We start from the raw sequence: 17077 nt of genomic DNA, 5'->3' as shown, positions 1-17077 counted from the left end.
CCAAAATGCCAGTGCCCATGCCCAGCGGGCACTTTTCGCTCTTCTATCTTCGTTCTTTTGCTACATCGCTAGTCCTTCCCAGCACTACCGTCAGCAGGCTTGTCGAGATTGGCTGGGGCTGAACCGGGCTGCTGATCGAGCCGTAGCGCCTGGGCTAGGGCCGATCGCGCTTGGGCCTTTTGCACCAGTGGGTCGAGCTGCTCAACCGAGAGTCCGCTCAGCAGACTCAGCTCTTGGCGAGTTAACCCTCTCAACAGCATCTCTACGCACCATGTGGCGCGGGCCTGATCAACCCCAAACGGTTCGCTCGTAGGTGACATGATGCCGGTTGTGACCTCATTCCACAGCTGGCGCACCCTCAGGGGAGTGATCGGCTGGTCGTCTGGCCCCAAAAACATGGCGGGTGAGGCATCGCTGCGGCTTTTGAGCCAGCGGGTGAGCGGGTTTTTGGTGTAGGTACCGTAGCGCTTGCCCATAATCCACTGGTTCAGCGGTACCTGGCGCTGCTGAGGGCCCACCAGCAAAATGTGCTGGCTGTTATCGTAGAGCGCACTGGCACGCGTTAAAAGCGGCACCTCGGCGGCGGCCACTCCCGCCCCCAGCAGCACATAGACCAGAGCATGGGTCTGGTTGCCAGCCTTGCGGGCCGCCTGCATAATCTCGTGCACCACCGGAGCGGGTAGATCGATCCAGGTGTCTGTATGGGGGGCAGTAAGGCCGGGCTGATCTGGGGCAACATCGGCCCCCACGCTTTGAGACCGCAGGCTGAGCAGCCAGCTCACCACACCGTCGATAAACGCGCTCCGGCCGGGCCACAGGCCGTGGAATTCTGCGCTGCCCTCACCGGCTCCATCAGTCGTGCCGTCAATGGCGGCATAGCCAAGCAGCAGCGCCATCACCAACCCCGCCACCTCCTCAGGGGGCAGGCCAGCGGCTTCCCCAGGGGCCAGATGCGTCTCTAGGTACTCAGCCATGAAGTCGCGAATGGTTTGCAACCCTCGCCCCATGGCCTGGCTATTGTCTGCGGAAAACTGTCCCCCCTCGCCAATCACTGATCGCACCAGTTCTGAGAGCCGATCGAGGGTGGCCAAGCACTGGCTCAGAAACTCCCTCAGAGCCTGATCGGTAGGGGCTTGAGCTAAGGCCTCTAAATCAAAGCCTTGCTCTGGGCCAGTCAACACCTCAGCCTCCGTCATCACCGCTGCAAGCAAGCCATGCTTGCTACCGAATTGGCGAAACAGCGTGACCTCGTTAACTCCAGCCAGGTCGGCTACCTGGCGAGTCGTGGTGGTGCCCACTCCCTGACTAGAAAATAAATGAAATGCCGCGTCTACGAGACGTTGTCGGGCTGATTGGCGCTGAGCTGCCATGGCAAAAAGAAAGCAACACTTGCATTTTACCAGAGAAGTTTGCTAAGGTTGGTTTGCAAGCGACACTTGCAAAAGACTCCAGCCAGTCCCTTAGGGGTACAAAGGAGTCGGGCAAGGACTTCCCCTCGATCGCACTACACAGACGATCAAGGGTTTTAACCCTACAAGAAAAAAGGACGCGCTATGACAACAATGCTGAAGCAAGCCCCAGAGAAACGGGGAATCAAAGACCTAGATTGGACATTGGTAGGCTTTTTGGCCGCCATCCACGGCGTGGCCCTGCTGGCCCCGTGGTTCTTTTCATGGTCGGCCTTAGGGGTGATGGTGGCGCTGCACTGGCTGTTTGGCAGCATTGGCATTTGCCTGGGCTACCACCGACTGCTGACCCACCGCAGTTTGCAGGTGCCCCGCTGGTTAGAGTACATAATCGCCACCATTGGCGCAATGGCGCTCCAGGGTGGCCCAATCTTTTGGGTGGCGGGCCACCGTCAGCACCACCTCTACACCGAAGATGCCGAAAAAGACCCCTACGCCGCCAGTCGCGGGTTTTGGTGGAGCCACATGCTGTGGATGGTGTACCGCAACCCAGCCGTCTTTAACGGACAGATTTACCGTCGCTACGCCCCAGATATTGCCCGTGACCCCTACTATCGCTGGCTCGATCGCTACTTTCTACTGCTGCAAGTGCCGGTTGCGATCGCCCTCTTTGCCCTCGGCGGCTGGTCGTTCGTGATCTACGGCGGTTTTCTGAGAATTGCCCTGCTGTGGCACTCGACCTGGCTGATCAACTCGGCGACTCACATGTGGGGCAAGCGCCGCTTTCATATTGACGATAACTCGGGCAATCTGTGGTGGACAGCGCTGCTCACCTACGGCGAAGGCTGGCACAATAACCACCACGCCTTCCCCAACGTGGCCCCCGCAGGCTGGCGCTGGTGGGAAATTGACGCCACCTGGTACGCCATTCTGGTGTTAGAAAAACTGGGTCTAGCCCGCCGTGTAGTGCGTCCCCCGGCAGAGGCCATGGCCGAAGCACAGCGGTAAAGAGAGATCGTTCGCTAGCTGAGCGGAGTCGAGCCAGCGGGTAGCGTCTCCGCTCAGTTAGGGAATAGTGTCAGAGGCTCCTTCGACTCTACCAACTCTGCGCCAAGGAATGCTGACGTGGGTTCCAGCGATGGAAAAGTGCTCTAAGGACTTTAGTGGTCGTGCCCGCCCAGGAGACTGAAATCGCGAACTCTATTTTTTTGAAAAAATAGCGATGGGGGCGATCGCCTCCTAGCTCCCCTTTCCCTCAATGCTCTTCCACCATTCGCGGCATCTTTTCGTGACCCGACAGTACCAGGTATTGCCGGGCATCACTTTAAACGTAGGTTCGGCGCTGCACCGGCCCGCCCACACAGTCGCCCTCAGCCGCTAGCCTAGCGGGCTGCGGTATTGCCGATCAGCCTCTACTAAATCGACAGGCCCAGGCGCAGACCCAAAAAGGCGTGGACAAACATCACGGCTAGGGCAAAACTGCCCAGGTAGGCGTGGGCGGTGCGCAGAGAATCTTTGCCGCCGCCAAACTTAGTGAACGAAATCGCTCCGTTGATGGCCAGCAGTGCGATCACCAGGCCACCCGTCCAAAAGTGGGGGCTTTGGAAGATTTCTTTTTCTTGCATGACCAGCGACAGCACCCCGCCGGTATAGCCGAGGGTGATAAAAGTAAACATCCACAAAGCCAGGCGCTTGTGGGTGTGACGGTTTTCGGCTTTTTTCTGGGCGTCGTCGTTGCCGATGCGGCCCTTCCAGCCCATGTAGGCCGTAAAGCTGCCCATCACAAAAACCACAATGCCCATCATGGCGGGGTGGCCCCAGTGCACAATCGGCTCGGGGGTGCCAAACCCGGCAAAAAAGTCGGCAATAGGCTGCAAGAACCCGCGAATGCTAGAAACCATCACTATCTCCCAACAAAGTAAAGCGCCATCCCTAAGGTGCCATATTTTCTCTACCCCAGGGCATAGGGCATCGGCATCCCGACACCAAAAGTTATGTTATGGAACCGTGGCAAGCTTGGCCCTTTGAATTTTATTAGGATATTAGAATTTACTTTTACCTATTAAAATAAGGCCATGGAACTTGATAGCCTTGATATCAAAACTCTATCCCTGCTCTGTCAGCGGGGTCGCATGACCTGGGCCGAGCTGGCGAGTCAGCTCGGGCTGTCGGCTCCGGCGGCGGCCGATCGCGTCAAACGTCTCGAAGAGCGCGGCCTCATCATGGGCTACAGCGCCCGGCTCAATGCCGAAGCCCTGGGGCTAAATTTGACTGCGTTTATTGCCGTGACCCTCGACCAACCTCACCACCGCGAGGGCTTTTTAGCCGAGGTGCAGGCCACCGCCGAAATTTTGGAATGCCACCACGTCACTGGCGACGACGACTACCTGCTGAAGGTGCGCTGCTGCCACACCCGTGCCCTGGAGGCATTGATTACTGAAGGACTGAAAGCGATCGCAGGTGTCGTCAAAACCCGCACCCTGATTGTGCTGTCCACGGTGAAAGAGACCCAGACCCCGCCGCTGGGTCATCTCTAGGTCATCTACAGGAGTCCTAAACAATGGAAGGCTGGACGTTGCTGAAGGGTATGGGGCTGGGGCTGGCGATCGCAGTCCCCGTTGGCCCCATTGGGCTGCTCTGCATTCGCAGGTCGCTCACCCAGGGCCAGCTCATGGGGCTGGCGACGGGGCTAGGGGCCGCCACCGCCGATGGCATCTATGGCAGCATCGCCGGGTTTGGCCTCACCGCCGTAGCCGATCTGTTGGTCAGCCACACCCAGACTATGCAGCTCATCGGAGGTCTGTTTCTCTGTTATTTGGGCCTCACCACCCTGCGGGCCGACCCCGCCACCGAGGCGGCGAAACTCTCCAGTCGAGGGCTTTGGGGTGCCTATGTCTCGACGCTGTTCTTGACGCTAACGAACCCGGCCACTATTCTTTCATTCATTGCGATTTTTGCTGGGCTGGGCCTGGTGGGCACCAGCCAGTCGTGGGGAACCTCGCTAGCCCTCATTGTTGGGGTGTTTTTAGGGTCTGCCCTGTGGTGGCTGTGCCTGAGCTGGGGTGTAACGCTTTTTAGCCAAAAGCTGACACCCTCCCGCCTTAAGTGGTTAAATCGGCTGGCCGGTGCAGCTATTTTTGGCTTTGGGGTAGTTGCGATTGCGCTCACCGTCAGGGGCTAAACTCAGATTCCCACTCCAGGTACTGCCTGTGACCATGCTGCGAACTCATCCGTTTTCTTCTACGCCGACCCGGCGGCCTGCTGCCGTGGACTGGGGACGATGGCTCAGCCTGGCGCTAGCCCTGGTGGTGGTTAGCTGGCTGGCGCTAACTGCAGTTCCCAGCGTCCAGGCAGCCCCCCCTGAGCTGATGGCCCAGTCCATTCAAGACCTGCAAAATAAGCAAAAGACTCTCGACCAGCAGCGCAACCAGCTCCAGCAGCAGCAAACCGAGCTGCAAAATCGCCAGGCCACCTCAGAATCTAACCTGGAAGGCCTGGAGAACAGCATCGTCTACACCGCTAACCAAATTAGCGAAACCGAGTTTCGCCTCAGCCAGGCCGAGCAAGAACTCAAAGACTTTGAGGCCAAGCTGGCCAAGGCCGAGGCCGACTACGAAAATGTGCGCACCGGCACCGTGGCGCGGCTCCAGTATCTCCAGCGGCAGCAGGGCAGCGAGGGCTGGGCCGTGCTGCTGCAAAGCCAAAACTTTAATGAGTTCCTAGACCGCCAGTACCAGCTCAAGCGGGTCTATGCCTCCGATCGCCAGGTGCTGGCCGACCTCAAGGCCCAGGCCGATGCCATTCAGAAGCAAAAGGCCGCCGTCGAAGAAAAGCGCAACCAGGTCGCCCTGCTGCGCCAGCAGTTGCTCTCGCAAAAGCAGCAGTATGAGGCCGAAGCCAGCGAAGAGAAACAGCTAATTTCTCGTTTGCAAGATCGGCGGGGGGCATTAGAGGCGGCAGAATCTCAGCTGGCCCGCGAGTCCGAGCAAATTGGCGGGCTGATACGGCAGAAAATTGCCGCCAGCACCGGGGTAATTCGCGGCACCGGGCGGTTTGTGTTTCCGGCCAACGCCAATATTTCGAGCGGATTTGGCAACCGGGTGCATCCCATTCTCGGCTACAGCCGCTTCCACGGCGGAGTAGACTTTGCCGCTAGCTACGGCAGCGCCATTCGCGCCGCCGACTCGGGCCGGGTGATCTTCTCGGGCTGGTACGGCGGCTATGGGCAGGCGGTGATTATTGACCACGGCGGCGGGCTCAGCACCCTCTACGCCCACGCCAGCCGCTTGCTGGTAAGCGAAGGGCAGGCGGTGCAGCAGGGACAACCCATTGCCGCCGTAGGCTCCACCGGCCTCTCCACCGGCCCGCACCTACACTTTGAGGTGCGGCAGAATGGGAATCCGGTGAATCCGGCAGGGTATTTGTAGGCGGGTGGGTGAGTAGGTGGGTGGATAGTTTTGGCGCAAAGCTAGACCATGCATCTAGGTCTCACCTACACATCCACACGCTCACTGCACCCCCATCTCCCTACCCCAGGCTCTTCTTCAGGTGTTGCATGATGCGAACCTTACGGGGATCTTCGCTCTTGGCGGGGGTGACACCAGCGAAGTTGATCTTGCTGGTTAGGGCAATGTGCTGCTTGATTTGGTCTTTGCTAGCCATGGAGATACCTCAGCGAAAAGAACAGGGAAAGCCTGAGCGACCAGGGCACAGACCCCGGCAGTTCAGCCTGGGAATTGGCATCCCAAAATATTCTCCCTATAGATAATTTAGTGCATGTGCCCAGGGTTACTGCAAACTCCTAAAATCAATGGCTGTATAGCAGTAGCTAGGGCAGGCGTTGCAACCGACTCTGGCCTGCAATTACCCGGAGAAATACCGTGTTCAACCTGCGCACCGTTTTATTTGCCTTTGTCTTGCTGGCGCTGCTGCTGCTGCTGGGGCGCTTCTTTAAGCAGCGCGTTCAGTTTTTTCAGCGACTTTATCTGCCCGCCTCGATTGTGGCGGGGGCGCTGGCACTGCTGCTGGGGCCAGAGGTCTTAGGGGCGATCGCTACCAGCCTGTTCGGGCCAGAGTCGCTGCTGGCGGGCGGTCTGTTTGCCGAAGACATTCGCGCGGTGTGGGCGCAGGCGCCGGGGGTGTTTATTAACGTGGTGTTTGCGGCCCTATTTTTGGGCGAAACGATTCCGCCGCCGCGAGAGATTTGGCGCACCGCTGCTCCCCAGGTGGTGTTTGGCCAAACCCTGGCCTGGGGCCAGTACGTGGTCGGCTGTTTAGCAACCCTGCTAATTTTGATCCCGCTGTTTGGCGCTAACCCCATTTCTGCTGCTCTGATTGAAATTGGCTTTGAGGGGGGCCACGGCACCGCCGGGGGCATGGCCGATACCTTCATTAGCCTGGGCTATGACGACGGGGCCGACCTGGCCGTCGGCCTGGCGACGGTGGGGATTGTGTCGGGCATTATCTGCGGCACTGCCCTGTGCGACTGGGGTCGCCGCAAGGGCCATGTGGATACCGTGAGCCGTCGGGTGATGGAACCCGAAGAAATTCCTGACCTTAACGTGGTGGCCGAGACGCCCGAACTGCGGCAAGAGCGGGCTCGGCTGCTGCGCAATCTGCTGGTAGACCCGCTGTCGATCAACTTTGCCATCGTCGGTCTGTCGATCGCGATCGGCTGGCTGATTCTCGAAGCCCTGAAGTGGGTTGAGGCCGCGACCTGGGGCGGCGAGGGCGGCTTTGCCGTGTTTGAGTTTGTGCCATTGTTTCCCCTGGCGCTGATTGGCGGCATTATCACCCAGTCAATTCTCAACCGGCTGGGGCTGGGGGCGCTGGTGATTCGGCCCATGGTGCAGAATATCGCTGGGGTGGCGCTGGATGTGGTGGTGATTTCTGCGATCGCTACCATTTCCCTCAGCGTCATTGGCGGCAACCTAGGGATCTTCCTCATTCTCAGCATTGTCGGCATTTTGTGGAACGTGCTGATCTTTCTTTGGTGGGCACCGCGCATTTTCCCCAGCTACTGGTTTGAGAAGGGCATCGGCGACATGGGCCAGTCGATGGGCGTAACCGCCACGGGCATTTTGCTGCTGCGTATGGTTGACCCCGACAACAGCACCGGAGCCTTTGAGGGCTTTGCCTACAAGCAGCTGTTTTTTGAACCCATCGTGGGCGGCGGCCTGTTTACCGCCGCCGCCCCAGCGCTGATCGATCGCCTCGGGCTGGTGCCTGTGCTAGCTATTACCGGCGGCCTGCTGATTTTCTGGCTGGCGGTGGGCTATCTGCTCATTCAGCAAGAACGTCAGCGCCCTTCCACCAGTGGCGTATAGAGTTACGGTCAGCAGACCACCCTGCTGACTCACGCCGAATTCTGCTGGATGACCGCCGATTGAGCTAAACGAACGGCGGTTGCCCTTAAGTTGAATCTGCACTCGGTATATTGCTCAAAAAGGAGCCCGGTACACAGCCTGGCTCCTTTTTCGGATCACCCGGCCCCGGCCAAATTCCTCGAATCTCGGTTTGAAGCGTTTCTAACTGCGTGCGACACCATTCTCCAAATCATCGTCAGAATTACGAATCAGCACTTTACCTGACCCCAATTACAGGGTCAGGTGGTGAGACTTTCACCTCTAAATCTGAGGGTAGGCAGCAGTGAATCTCACCTCAGCCCTGGGCAGCTGAACAATAAGCATAAGTTTTCTTAATACAAAGCATAGATGATTTATGGCCTGGGTTACTCCTAAGCCCAGGGCCAGAGGGTAGAATTTAGCTTGATTTTTAGCTTTGGACGGCATCATGCATCATGGCAGACTCTGGAACTTCTCCAATTAGTGAAAACTTTGATTCTTTACCCCGCGAGGTTAGGGTTGATAGCCTCCGCAACGTTCTAGAAACCCTGCAAATTGCCGACGAAATCGCCAAGCAGGGCTATCTGATCACCAGCTCAGAGCTGGCCGATTTGATGGATGTGAACGCCAGCGCTGTGACCAGCCGAGGCGAATTTTGGGCCTGGCGCAACTGGTCAGTGTCGCGGGTGCGGCGTGAGGGCAATCAAATTCTCTGGCAGATTGAGCGGATAGACTAGCGATTTTAGATTTGCGATTTTGGATTTTGTAGGGGGATCTTCAAGTTCACCCCTAATACATTATCAAGACTAAAAATTAGGGATCTAGTAGTTCTCGTAGGTTGGGTGCAGCGGAGCGAAACCCAAAGGCAGTAAGCCTTGGTGGGTAACGCTTCGCGATTCACGATGGTGACGCTTCGCGATCGCCCGATGTCCGTGGGCAAACACACAGGTCTGCCCACGGACATCTACCCCCTACCCATCCACTCCCGCAGCACCGGCAGCACTGGGCAGGGATTTGCTGCCTGCACATTCTCTGGCTTACTCCACGTAAACGGGGCCTGCTGGGCTGCAGACATCCACAGCAGGCGCTTGGCGCGGGTCATGGCCACGTAAAGTAGGCGATATTCTTCGGCGGCTTTGAGGTGCTTGGCCTGCTCCCAGGCGGCAATAATATCGGGGATTTCGCCCGGCCCCTGACCGTCAGACGCGTGGGCACAGGCCCGGATCTGGGCGCGAGCCACTTCGGCCAGGGTAAAGTCGCCCAAAAATTCGCCCTGGGGCGGTACCCACAGGGTTCCAGGAATCGTTTTGTCGTGAAGAAAGGGCAGAAACACCGCGTCCCAATCCAATCCCTTAGCCTTGTGCATGGTGATTAGGGTGAGCTGGCCGGGGCGGGTGTAGAGATCGTCGGTGTCTTCGGTATTGACGGCGGTGAAGCGCTCAGAGCCAACGATGTCTTGCAGCACGGCGATCGCAGCGGCCAGCGTGTCGTCATTGCGAATTTGCTGACTGACGCGGGCGGCGAGCTTGTCGGCGGTGGCCAGCTCGCTCTGGTTGTAGCCCAGGGTGAGGCCAATGAACGAGAACAGGCTGTAGGGGGGGAGTTCGAGGCGCGATCGCAGCAGCCCCGCACAGTAGCGCCGCGCTTCGCGGGCGGCCTCGGTGTCGGGGGGCGTATCCAGCGGGCCGGGGTAGAGAAACTGCTCGGGAGCCTGGGCCAGGGCGTTGAGGTCTTGGGTAGGAATGCGCTGGCGATCGACCAGCACCCGCAGCGCTCCCTTGAGGCGATCGGCGGAGTGGGGCCGCTCAATGAATTGCAGCAGGGCCAGCATGTCTTCAGGCACCCTAGTCTGCCGGTCTTGCTCACCCACGTCATAGAACTTTAGCCCCATTGCGGCCAGGTCGACCCCGACTTGCTCGGGGTCGCGCAGCAGGTTGCCGATGAACTGGCCCTGGCGTCCCTCCCGCACCAGGATCGCAAAGCTGGTTTCAGGGTTCTCGGTGTAGAGATCTTTCACCCGCTGGGCGATCAGCTTGACAGAATCCACTGTGGTCGGCGGCGAGAGAATTTCGACCCCGGCTCCCAGCGGGTCGGGGTTGGCTCCGGGCTGAGGATCATCAGGGGCGACAGGGGCGATCGCCTGCTCCCGAAAGGGTGTCTCTGGCCCCGCCACCTGCGCCTGATTCACCCAGGCCAGCATGCGGTTGGCCGCCGCCATAATGATCCCGCTGCTGCGCCCGGCCTGATCCATGGTCACCAACCGATTTTGGCGGCGACAGTCGTCGCAAAACTGGTTGAAGAAGACCGGGTCTGCCGGGGTAAACGTCGAGTTGATCGCCTGGTTAGGGTCGCCCACCCGCACCAGATTCGGCTCCCCGGTCGGGTCGTCGGGGTCGCCCGCCAGCAGGGTGAGCAATCGACTCTGCAACGGCGACGAATCTTGGGCCTCGTCTTCAAACACGGCAAAGGTGCGCCCCTGCCAAAAGCGGCGGCTATCGGGGTCGTCTAGGGTGCGCAGGGCACCAAGGATCATGTCGTCGTAGTCAATCCAGCCCCGTTGCGAGAGCAGGGTTTGGTAGCGATCGTACAGACCTGCTGCAATGGTGAGCACGTCGTAGTCTTCAACATCGCCGGGCAGGTTGTGGTTGACTGTTTGGGCCAGTTCCACCAGCTCACCCGGCATCAGGCCCGAGCTTTTGGCCTCGCGAATCACCGTGTGGGCCAGGCTGGGCAGCACCTCGGTACGCAGCACCGACTGCCGCCGCAGTTGCTCGGTTTCCTCACCGTCGAACTGGCGACCATCGACCAGCCGGTAGTAGAGGTCGGGGTTGGCCACAATCCACTGCTCCACACAGACCCGCAAAATTCGGTTGTTCTGCGCTGGGGAAACCAGCGTCAGCGTGTCCAGATTCAGGTTTGACAGCTCGGGGTTGCGAGTGGCAATGGTGAGGGCCAGCCCGTGCAGGGTGGAGACGGTAAAGCTGGTCTGGGGCAATCCCAATGCTTTTAGGTGGCCGCGCACTTTGGCTTTGAGGTTGGCCGCCGCCGATCGCGTAAAGGTGACCAGCACCAGCTGACGATTGAGGTGGAGCTGGTGGCGGGCGATCGCGATCGCCGCCGCCGCTGCCATCCCCGTAGACTTGCCCGAACCGGGCACCGCCGACACCGCCAGCCGCCCGTTCTCCCAGTCGGCCAATTCTTGCTGCCCCCGCCTGAGCCCGGCGCGAATTTCGGCCAACACGGCTTCCCGATTGACCAACGGAACCGTCACCATAGGAGTTCTCCAGGGGTTGTCCTACTAGGATAGCGGGGCGGTGAGGGGGTGAGTTTTTCTTTGCTACCTTGCTTCCTCCGTATAGCTGCGAAGGAGCAAGTACCGGCCCTACTCGGGAATAATCGGCAGAATCAGCCGGGAGACGGCGGCGGCGTGGTGGTAAACAGTCTGGGTCGCGGTGACTGGCTGGCGCTCGGTGGGAATGTTGCGGCCCGTATTGGGGTTGCGGTCAAAGCGGGGATAACTGCTGCTGGAGACTTCCAATCGAATGCGATGCCCTGGGAAGAAGACCTGGCTGGTAGGCCAGAGATCGATCGCGATTTCGGTGGGCGTCTGAGTTTTGTCATACCTCCGCCGGAGAATCCCTTCGGAAACGTTGTAACTCGTTCCATCAGGGTGGACATCCACCAGTTTGGCGGTGAAATCAGTGTGGGGAGCCGTGGTGGAAACCTGGAGCCGCAGTTGCACTGGCCCGGTCACCTCGATCGCATCCCTCAGGAGCGGGGTGGTGTAGACCAGCACATCCTGCCGCTCTTCCACTGCGTTTTGGGGCTGAATGCCTGCGTTTGGCCCGAGCATGGTGCCTCCAGCGCTGGGCACCGGGTTTTGCGGGTCGTAGATGAAGCGATCGCTCACTTCATCCTCCCCCGGCGGCTCCAGACTGAGCAGCCCGTCGCCGTTGAGGGTATTGGCCCGACCGTTGCTGTGCAGGTAGTAGGCCGTATAGCGGGTGCGGGGCAGGGGCCAGGCCGATTCTCCCCGCCAGGTGTTAGCACCCATGACGTAGATCAGCACCGGGTCGGGGTAGGCCATCGTGGGGTCACCTTTGAGCTGCTGATCAAACCAGGGCAGGCTGGGGCCAATGCTCTCAAAGCGGTAGTTGCGGGGGCGGCTGCCGTCGGGAAAGGTGACAGTGTTGGCGTGGGTCCAAGGCCCAATCACCAGGCGAGTGGCTTCGGCGACCGGGGGAGCCGCATGGGCGCGAATCTGCTCAAAGTCGGTCAGCTGGGTGGGCAAAAATGGATCGTACCAGCCCGCCATCAGCAGGGTCGGGGCCTGAAGCTGGCGGGCGCGACCCGTGCCATCGACCGCTTGCCAGTAGCGATCGCGCTCGGTGTGGCTGGCCCAGGTATCAAAAAACGGAATATTCTGCACCGCGCGGTCATCGGCCTCTAGCAGGGGCCAGCCCTCAAAGCCCCGCCGTAGCTGCTCTGAGGGCAGGGGAATATCGCGGGGGCCGTAGCTGAGGGTCGCCCAGTAGAGAGCGCTTTCTAGGGAAAACGCGCCGCCGGGATAGAACATACGGTAGAAGTCGGTGCTGCAAATTTGTGGAATCAGGGCCGACAACCCCGGATCGACCTGATCGGCCAGCACCCACTGGGTATAGCCAAAGTAGGAGCCGCCCCACATGCCAATCTGCCCGTCGTACCAGGGCTGCTGCGTGATCCATTCCAGCGTGGCCCGGCCATCCTGGGCCTCGTTCAAAAAAGGCGGATCGTAGCTGCCGCCCGACTCGTAGCGGCCTCGGGTGCCCTGGATCACCGTGGTGTAGCCGTGACTGGCCCAGAGGTGGCCAATGGTGCGGGCAAACAGAATGTGTTTAATCTGTTTGGAGTAGGGAATGCGCACCAGAATGGTGGGCGTGGCGGCGGCGGTGCGGGGATGGTAGACATCGGCCACCAGCACCGTGCCATCGGGGGCTGTCACGGTCACCCGACGCTCCAGGCGAACGCCATAGTCAGCGGGCGGATAATCTAACTGGTGGCCCAACCAGGCGGCGGCGATCGCACTCCCCCGCCCAACCACCAACAGCAGCAGCGCAGTCACGCCCGCCAGCAGCCACAGCCAGACCCGCTTACGGAAGAACAGCAGAGCGCAATGGCGAAAAATTCCTGACTTCATAGTGGCATCCCCCAGCGATGACCCCAGCCCCAGAGCCAGAGATAGGCGGCCAGCACCCAGTGAAACACAATGGGAATTGTGCCTTCCCCCAGCCAGCGACGCTCCGGATAGATGCTCATGGTCAGGCCATAGCGAATCACCATGACCAGGGCGTAGCCGTAGCTTGCGTACTGTAAACCCCGACCCAGGCGGGGGCGAGGCCGTTGAAACCAGCCCCGCCCCTGGGCCAGGTCGCGGTTGATCTTAACCTGAAGCGCCAAAATCAGCAGCTGGGTGGGCAACAGCAGCGGGTAGGGCAGCAGACCCGAATACCAGTGGGGCATGGGGGGTAAAAAGGGCAGCTGGAAAAAGGCCACCAACACTTGCCCCAGCACCCGCAGCAAAAACAGCAGGGTTAGCGCCCACAGCCAGGCCACCGGATGCCGACTGGGCCACAGACCATTCTGCCGCAGACTATCAGTGGGGATGGGCATAGGGCAGCGTTAGCTCATAGGTTTGCGTGATCGCCCCGGCATCCAACGGGAGGGACTGCTGGGTGAGCACCGGCCATTTGTACTGGACTTCTCGCTGACCCTGAGCAATGGCCCGGCGCTGAGTCGCCTCCGCCCAGCCCGGCTTCATGCGATGGAGACAAGGGAAATTCAACCGCTGAGAGGCTCGTTTTTGGGCGTATTCAGTGTTGTTTTGGGCCAAGGCCGTATCCAGGGCCGATAGCAGTTGCTGAACCCAGTCGTGGCTGGGGACGTCTGACATTTCCCAGTACAGCTCGTAGCGCATGGCCTCGGCATTGGCCACCAGCCGGTAGGGGCCGATAGGCTGATGAAACTGGCGTTGCAGGGCGGCGATCGCGGCCAGCACATGGTTCACGTGCAGCTTTTCCCCGGTCAGGTTGCTCATGTCGCGGCCTTTGCGCAAAAAGGCAATCAGGGGCGATCGCTGATAGAACCCCGTCACCTCCACCACATCGTTGATGTGATAGCGGTAGAGACCGCCGGGGGTGGTCAGCAAAATCTGGTAGCGCTGCCCCGGTTCTAGCTCATGGCTGAGCAAAATCGGCGGGTCGGCCATCTCTGCGCAGTCTTCGGGAATAAACTCGTAGACATTCAGGGTCAGATCGAGCAGGCCAGCGGGCGTATTGTTCTCGTAAGGCAGGGTGATGCGGGCCTCACTGGCTAGATAGCCCAGATCTCGAATCGGCAGGGGGCCATAGTCAGCGGTGAGTTGTCGGGCCTGCGCCCCCACCGAACCGCCCGTCCAGCAGCCCAGCAGGTCCAGGTGGGGCCAGCAGTCTTGCGGTCGCAATGCTCCAGTAGCATTGAAAATTTGCTCTAGCTGTTTAGCCCGCTCCGGCTGAGGCCGCTGGGCCGGGATGCCCTCGCCGTCCGTGCCATCGTGGATCGCCCGAATCAGTGATTCTGCTTGGTGCGTCATCACCGTGGCCAGCCGCTTGAGGGTGCTGGGGTTGGGTGTACAGAGAAACGACACCTGCCGCGCTAGGGCGTAGCGGGCGATCGCCCAGTAGCGGCGATCGTAGTCAGCAATCTCAAACACGGGGTAGGGGATGGCATAGGTGCGCCGAATCAGGGCCGGAATCTGCTGATAAATGCGCCCCGACAGGCTGCCGTAGGGAATGCCGCCGGGGGTGTAGCCCTCAATCGCCGGGCTGACAATGCCCACCGCTGCCCCATTTAAGAACGTGGGGTGGTCTTGCAGAATGCGGTAGAGCCACTGCCGCATTAGCCTCGCCCCGCCCCGCTCTACCCCAGCGGTGACAGGAATGTATTTGGGCTGCCCGGTGGTGCCACTGGTCGTGGTAAACATCCGCACCGGGTCATTCACCAGAATCTTTTCCTGGCCTGCCATCATTCGCTGCACGTAGGGCCGAAAGCCTTCGTAGTCACGGATGGGCACCGCCCGGCGATAGTCGAGCGGGGTGCAAATCTGCTCGAAGCGGTGCTCGCGGCCAAACTGGGTGTCGCCATGGCGGCTGAGCAATTGGCGCAAGAGCCGCTCTTGCGCCAAATCAGGCTCCTGGGTAGCGGCCTCTAGCCGTTGTTTCAGGGCCCGTCCCTGCCAGCGCAGACCCAGGGTATACAGTTTGGCCATCTTCACACCGCCTGAGGTGGAAGGTTGATGATCTGCTGGGCATATTTTTCCAGCAGATCATCCTGAATTTCGACTCCCAGTCCTGGCCCCTTCAGCGGTTTCGCCAGCCCCTGATGGCCAAAGTGGATGGGGCGACGGCTGAGATCTTCGCGCAAGAGCAGGCTGCCGTAGGAGCCTTCGCAAAAGCTGATCTCGGGTAGATAGGCCGCCAGGTGCCGCCCCGCCGCCGAGAGAATCGCCGTCTCGCCTACCTGACAGCCCACCTGCACCGCAATGCCAGCGGTTTGAGCCAGGTCGGCGATCGCCAAAGTTGGCCCCAGCCCCCCACATTTCGACAGCCGAAGATTGAAACCTCGACAAGCTTTGGCCGCAATCAGAGCCTCGGCATCCGCCAAGGTGATCAGCGACTCATCGGCCATTTGAGGAATGGCGGTGGCCGCCTGCACCGTCGCTAAATCTTGAGGGTCGCCGCGCGGAATCATTTGCTCAGCGCTGTCGATCTGAAATTCTGCTAGGGCCTCACAGGTGGCGATCGCCTCCTCCACGCTATAAGCCCCATTGCCATCCACCCGCAGCGATAACCCTGGCCCCACCGCCGCGCGAATCGCTGCCAGCCGTTCGCGATCGGCCTCTCCGGTGATCTTCACCTTGATATGGGGCAGGGCAAATTGCTTAAAGCGCTTGGCGTGTTTCACCGCGCCCTCAACGCTGCTGGCCGTGATCACGCCGCTATAGACCACCGGGTGCCGAGGCGGCAGCAGTTCCCCCAGGGAGACCCCGGCAGATTTGAGCAGACAGTCAACCAGGGCCAGCTCAAAGCCGCAGCGCGCCGCATGCCAGGTCACCACGCCGGTATCGGTTTCAGCAGAATCCTCCGTCGGCAGGGTCAGCGACCCTAGCCAGGCGATCGCCTCCTGCCCCGCCCAGCGAGGATAGTCGGCAGCTTGCACCGCAGGCCATAGGGTACGTTCCATAAACTGCAAGCAGCTCGCCACCGTCTCTCCGGTAACGTAGGGACGAGCCACCGCTTCCCCATAGCCAACGGTGCCGTCCTCAGCCCGCAGCCGCACCACGATGGAGTCGGAGCTGCTGCGCGATCGCACGCTGTGGGCAAAGGCTTCCACAAAGGGAATTTGCAGGGCAAACAGGGTGGCCTCAACGATTCTCATGGGCAGCTCCAGCGATCGCGGGCAGGTCGGCGAAGTAGCGCTTAATGAAAATATTCTCGCGAAAGGTAATGTCGAGAATGGTCTCTAGATCCTCCGCCTCGATCTCGTAGTAGGCCAGGTATTGCTCAACGCTGTCTAACCCCTCCTCGGCGTGGCGAATATCGACCTCAGAATGGTGGTGAAACCAGGTCAGACTCTCCGTCGGCAAACCGCGATAGGTCGCCAGTGCCTTACCGATGCGGCTGGCCAAACGAGAAAGCATCCACTCAAAACAGGTCACCTCCAGCAGTACCGACAGCCCCAGTTCCTGCATGGTGCCAAACAGCAGCGGATCGGTGCAGAGCTGGCGGATTTGGGCCTGGGCCGCCTCAGCCAGACGAGTCTGGCGATCGCGATCAAACCCCGCCGCCGTGGCCAGTTGATACAACAGATCGGGGTGGCAGATGGCCACCTGATCCAGCCCCAGTTCTTCCAGCAGATTGTGTTTGATCTGGGGTGCAGCCTCGGGCGGGGCCACCGCGTAGAGAAAGGCCAAAATTTGCGGACTTTTCAGGTGGGTCTGACAGAGGTTAAAGATAAAGGCATCGTACTCCTGACGGGAGGCCCGGCCCTGCTCCAGACGCTGAAACCAGGGGGAGTCTGCAAAGGCTTTCACCTGGTTGGCATACTGGGTCTCAATCAGCGAACGAATCGACAGGGCGATCATAAAAACCTTCTGATTCTGATGTAGAGCGTCAAAACCAAGCTGCTGTCAAGGTGCCCAGACCAACAACTTCCCTCCCTGGTTAACCTCGATTGCCCCAGTTCAGCAGAAACTTAATGGTTGCTTAAATTCACCCGTCGCGAACAGTAGGGTGGGCAGTGCCCACCACTAGA

Annotated in this window: 15 protein-coding genes; 6 read left to right on the top strand and 9 right to left on the bottom strand. The window is 60.0% G+C overall.

Annotated elements, in window-relative coordinates; genetic code table 11:
* Nucleotides 1-68: 68 nt before the first annotated feature.
* On the bottom strand, nt 69-1370 hold the full coding sequence (locus VB780_RS15490) for a TetR/AcrR family transcriptional regulator (RefSeq protein WP_323352060.1): 1302 nt from the start codon (nt 1368-1370) through the stop codon (nt 69-71).
* A 183-nt stretch (nt 1371-1553) separates the two neighbouring features.
* On the opposite strand from VB780_RS15490, the gene VB780_RS15485 reads away from it, so the two are divergent.
* Nucleotides 1554-2414 (top strand): acyl-CoA desaturase, encoded by an 861-nt coding sequence (locus VB780_RS15485; protein ID WP_416349237.1) that lies wholly within the window; start codon nt 1554-1556, stop codon nt 2412-2414.
* Nucleotides 2415-2821: 407 nt separating this feature from the next.
* On the opposite strand, the gene VB780_RS15480 is transcribed toward VB780_RS15485, so the two are convergent.
* The gene (locus VB780_RS15480) at nt 2822-3307 is read right to left on the bottom strand and encodes a DUF4079 domain-containing protein (RefSeq protein WP_323352059.1); all 486 of its coding nucleotides are present in this window, start codon (nt 3305-3307) and stop codon (nt 2822-2824) included.
* 174 nt (nt 3308-3481) lie between these two features.
* Here VB780_RS15480 and VB780_RS15475 point away from each other — a divergent pair, with 174 nt between their 5' ends.
* The 3 genes from VB780_RS15475 to VB780_RS15465 are packed head-to-tail and all read left to right on the top strand — an operon-like array spanning nt 3482 to nt 5833.
* Entirely contained in the window at nt 3482-3943 is a 462-nt protein-coding gene (locus VB780_RS15475; RefSeq protein WP_323352058.1) for an Lrp/AsnC family transcriptional regulator, read from the top strand.
* Between the two features lie 23 nt (nt 3944-3966).
* Nucleotides 3967-4587: a LysE/ArgO family amino acid transporter gene (locus tag VB780_RS15470; protein WP_323352057.1), complete on the top strand. Its 621-nt coding sequence runs from the start codon at nt 3967-3969 to the stop codon at nt 4585-4587.
* 34 nt (nt 4588-4621) lie between these two features.
* The gene (locus VB780_RS15465; RefSeq protein ID WP_323352296.1) at nt 4622-5833 is read left to right on the top strand and encodes a murein hydrolase activator EnvC family protein; all 1212 of its coding nucleotides are present in this window, start codon (nt 4622-4624) and stop codon (nt 5831-5833) included.
* 100 nt (nt 5834-5933) lie between these two features.
* Here VB780_RS15465 and VB780_RS15460 read toward each other — a convergent pair whose 3' ends face one another.
* Nucleotides 5934-6068: a hypothetical protein gene (locus VB780_RS15460; RefSeq protein WP_323352056.1), complete on the bottom strand. Its 135-nt coding sequence runs from the start codon at nt 6066-6068 to the stop codon at nt 5934-5936.
* Between the two features lie 218 nt (nt 6069-6286).
* Between VB780_RS15460 and VB780_RS15455 the strand changes: the two genes are divergently transcribed.
* Both VB780_RS15455 and VB780_RS15450 read left to right on the top strand, forming a co-directional pair.
* Nucleotides 6287-7732, top strand: a complete 1446-nt coding sequence (locus VB780_RS15455) for a sodium/glutamate symporter (protein WP_323352055.1) — start codon at nt 6287-6289, stop codon at nt 7730-7732.
* 473 nt (nt 7733-8205) lie between these two features.
* Nucleotides 8206-8487 (top strand): hypothetical protein, encoded by a 282-nt coding sequence (locus VB780_RS15450; RefSeq protein WP_017299368.1) that lies wholly within the window; start codon nt 8206-8208, stop codon nt 8485-8487.
* Nucleotides 8488-8714: 227 nt separating this feature from the next.
* On the opposite strand, the gene VB780_RS15445 is transcribed toward VB780_RS15450, so the two are convergent.
* From VB780_RS15445 to VB780_RS15420, 6 genes are all read right to left on the bottom strand, one after another.
* Nucleotides 8715-11024, bottom strand: a complete 2310-nt coding sequence (locus VB780_RS15445) for an ATP-dependent helicase (RefSeq protein WP_323352054.1) — start codon at nt 11022-11024, stop codon at nt 8715-8717.
* 108 nt (nt 11025-11132) lie between these two features.
* Nucleotides 11133-12926: a CocE/NonD family hydrolase gene (locus VB780_RS15440; protein ID WP_323352053.1), complete on the bottom strand. Its 1794-nt coding sequence runs from the start codon at nt 12924-12926 to the stop codon at nt 11133-11135.
* On the bottom strand, nt 12923-13399 hold the full coding sequence (locus VB780_RS15435; RefSeq protein ID WP_323352052.1) for a hypothetical protein: 477 nt from the start codon (nt 13397-13399) through the stop codon (nt 12923-12925). Before VB780_RS15435 ends, VB780_RS15440 begins: the two co-directional genes overlap by 4 nt.
* The gene (locus tag VB780_RS15430) at nt 13383-15032 is read right to left on the bottom strand and encodes a GH3 auxin-responsive promoter family protein (protein WP_323352051.1); all 1650 of its coding nucleotides are present in this window, start codon (nt 15030-15032) and stop codon (nt 13383-13385) included. Before VB780_RS15430 ends, VB780_RS15435 begins: the two co-directional genes overlap by 17 nt.
* Nucleotides 15033-15034: 2 nt before the next feature.
* The gene (locus VB780_RS15425; protein ID WP_323352050.1) at nt 15035-16201 is read right to left on the bottom strand and encodes a mandelate racemase/muconate lactonizing enzyme family protein; all 1167 of its coding nucleotides are present in this window, start codon (nt 16199-16201) and stop codon (nt 15035-15037) included.
* On the bottom strand, nt 16188-16907 hold the full coding sequence (locus VB780_RS15420; protein WP_323352049.1) for an iron-containing redox enzyme family protein: 720 nt from the start codon (nt 16905-16907) through the stop codon (nt 16188-16190). Before VB780_RS15420 ends, VB780_RS15425 begins: the two co-directional genes overlap by 14 nt.
* Between the last annotated feature and the right edge of the window lie 170 nt (nt 16908-17077).

Origin of the sequence: Leptolyngbya sp. CCNP1308 (assembly GCF_034932455.1) — a bacterium.
Classification (GTDB): domain Bacteria; phylum Cyanobacteriota; class Cyanobacteriia; order Phormidesmidales; family Phormidesmidaceae; genus Nodosilinea.
This window is presented reverse-complemented; position numbering and strand designations above follow the sequence as displayed.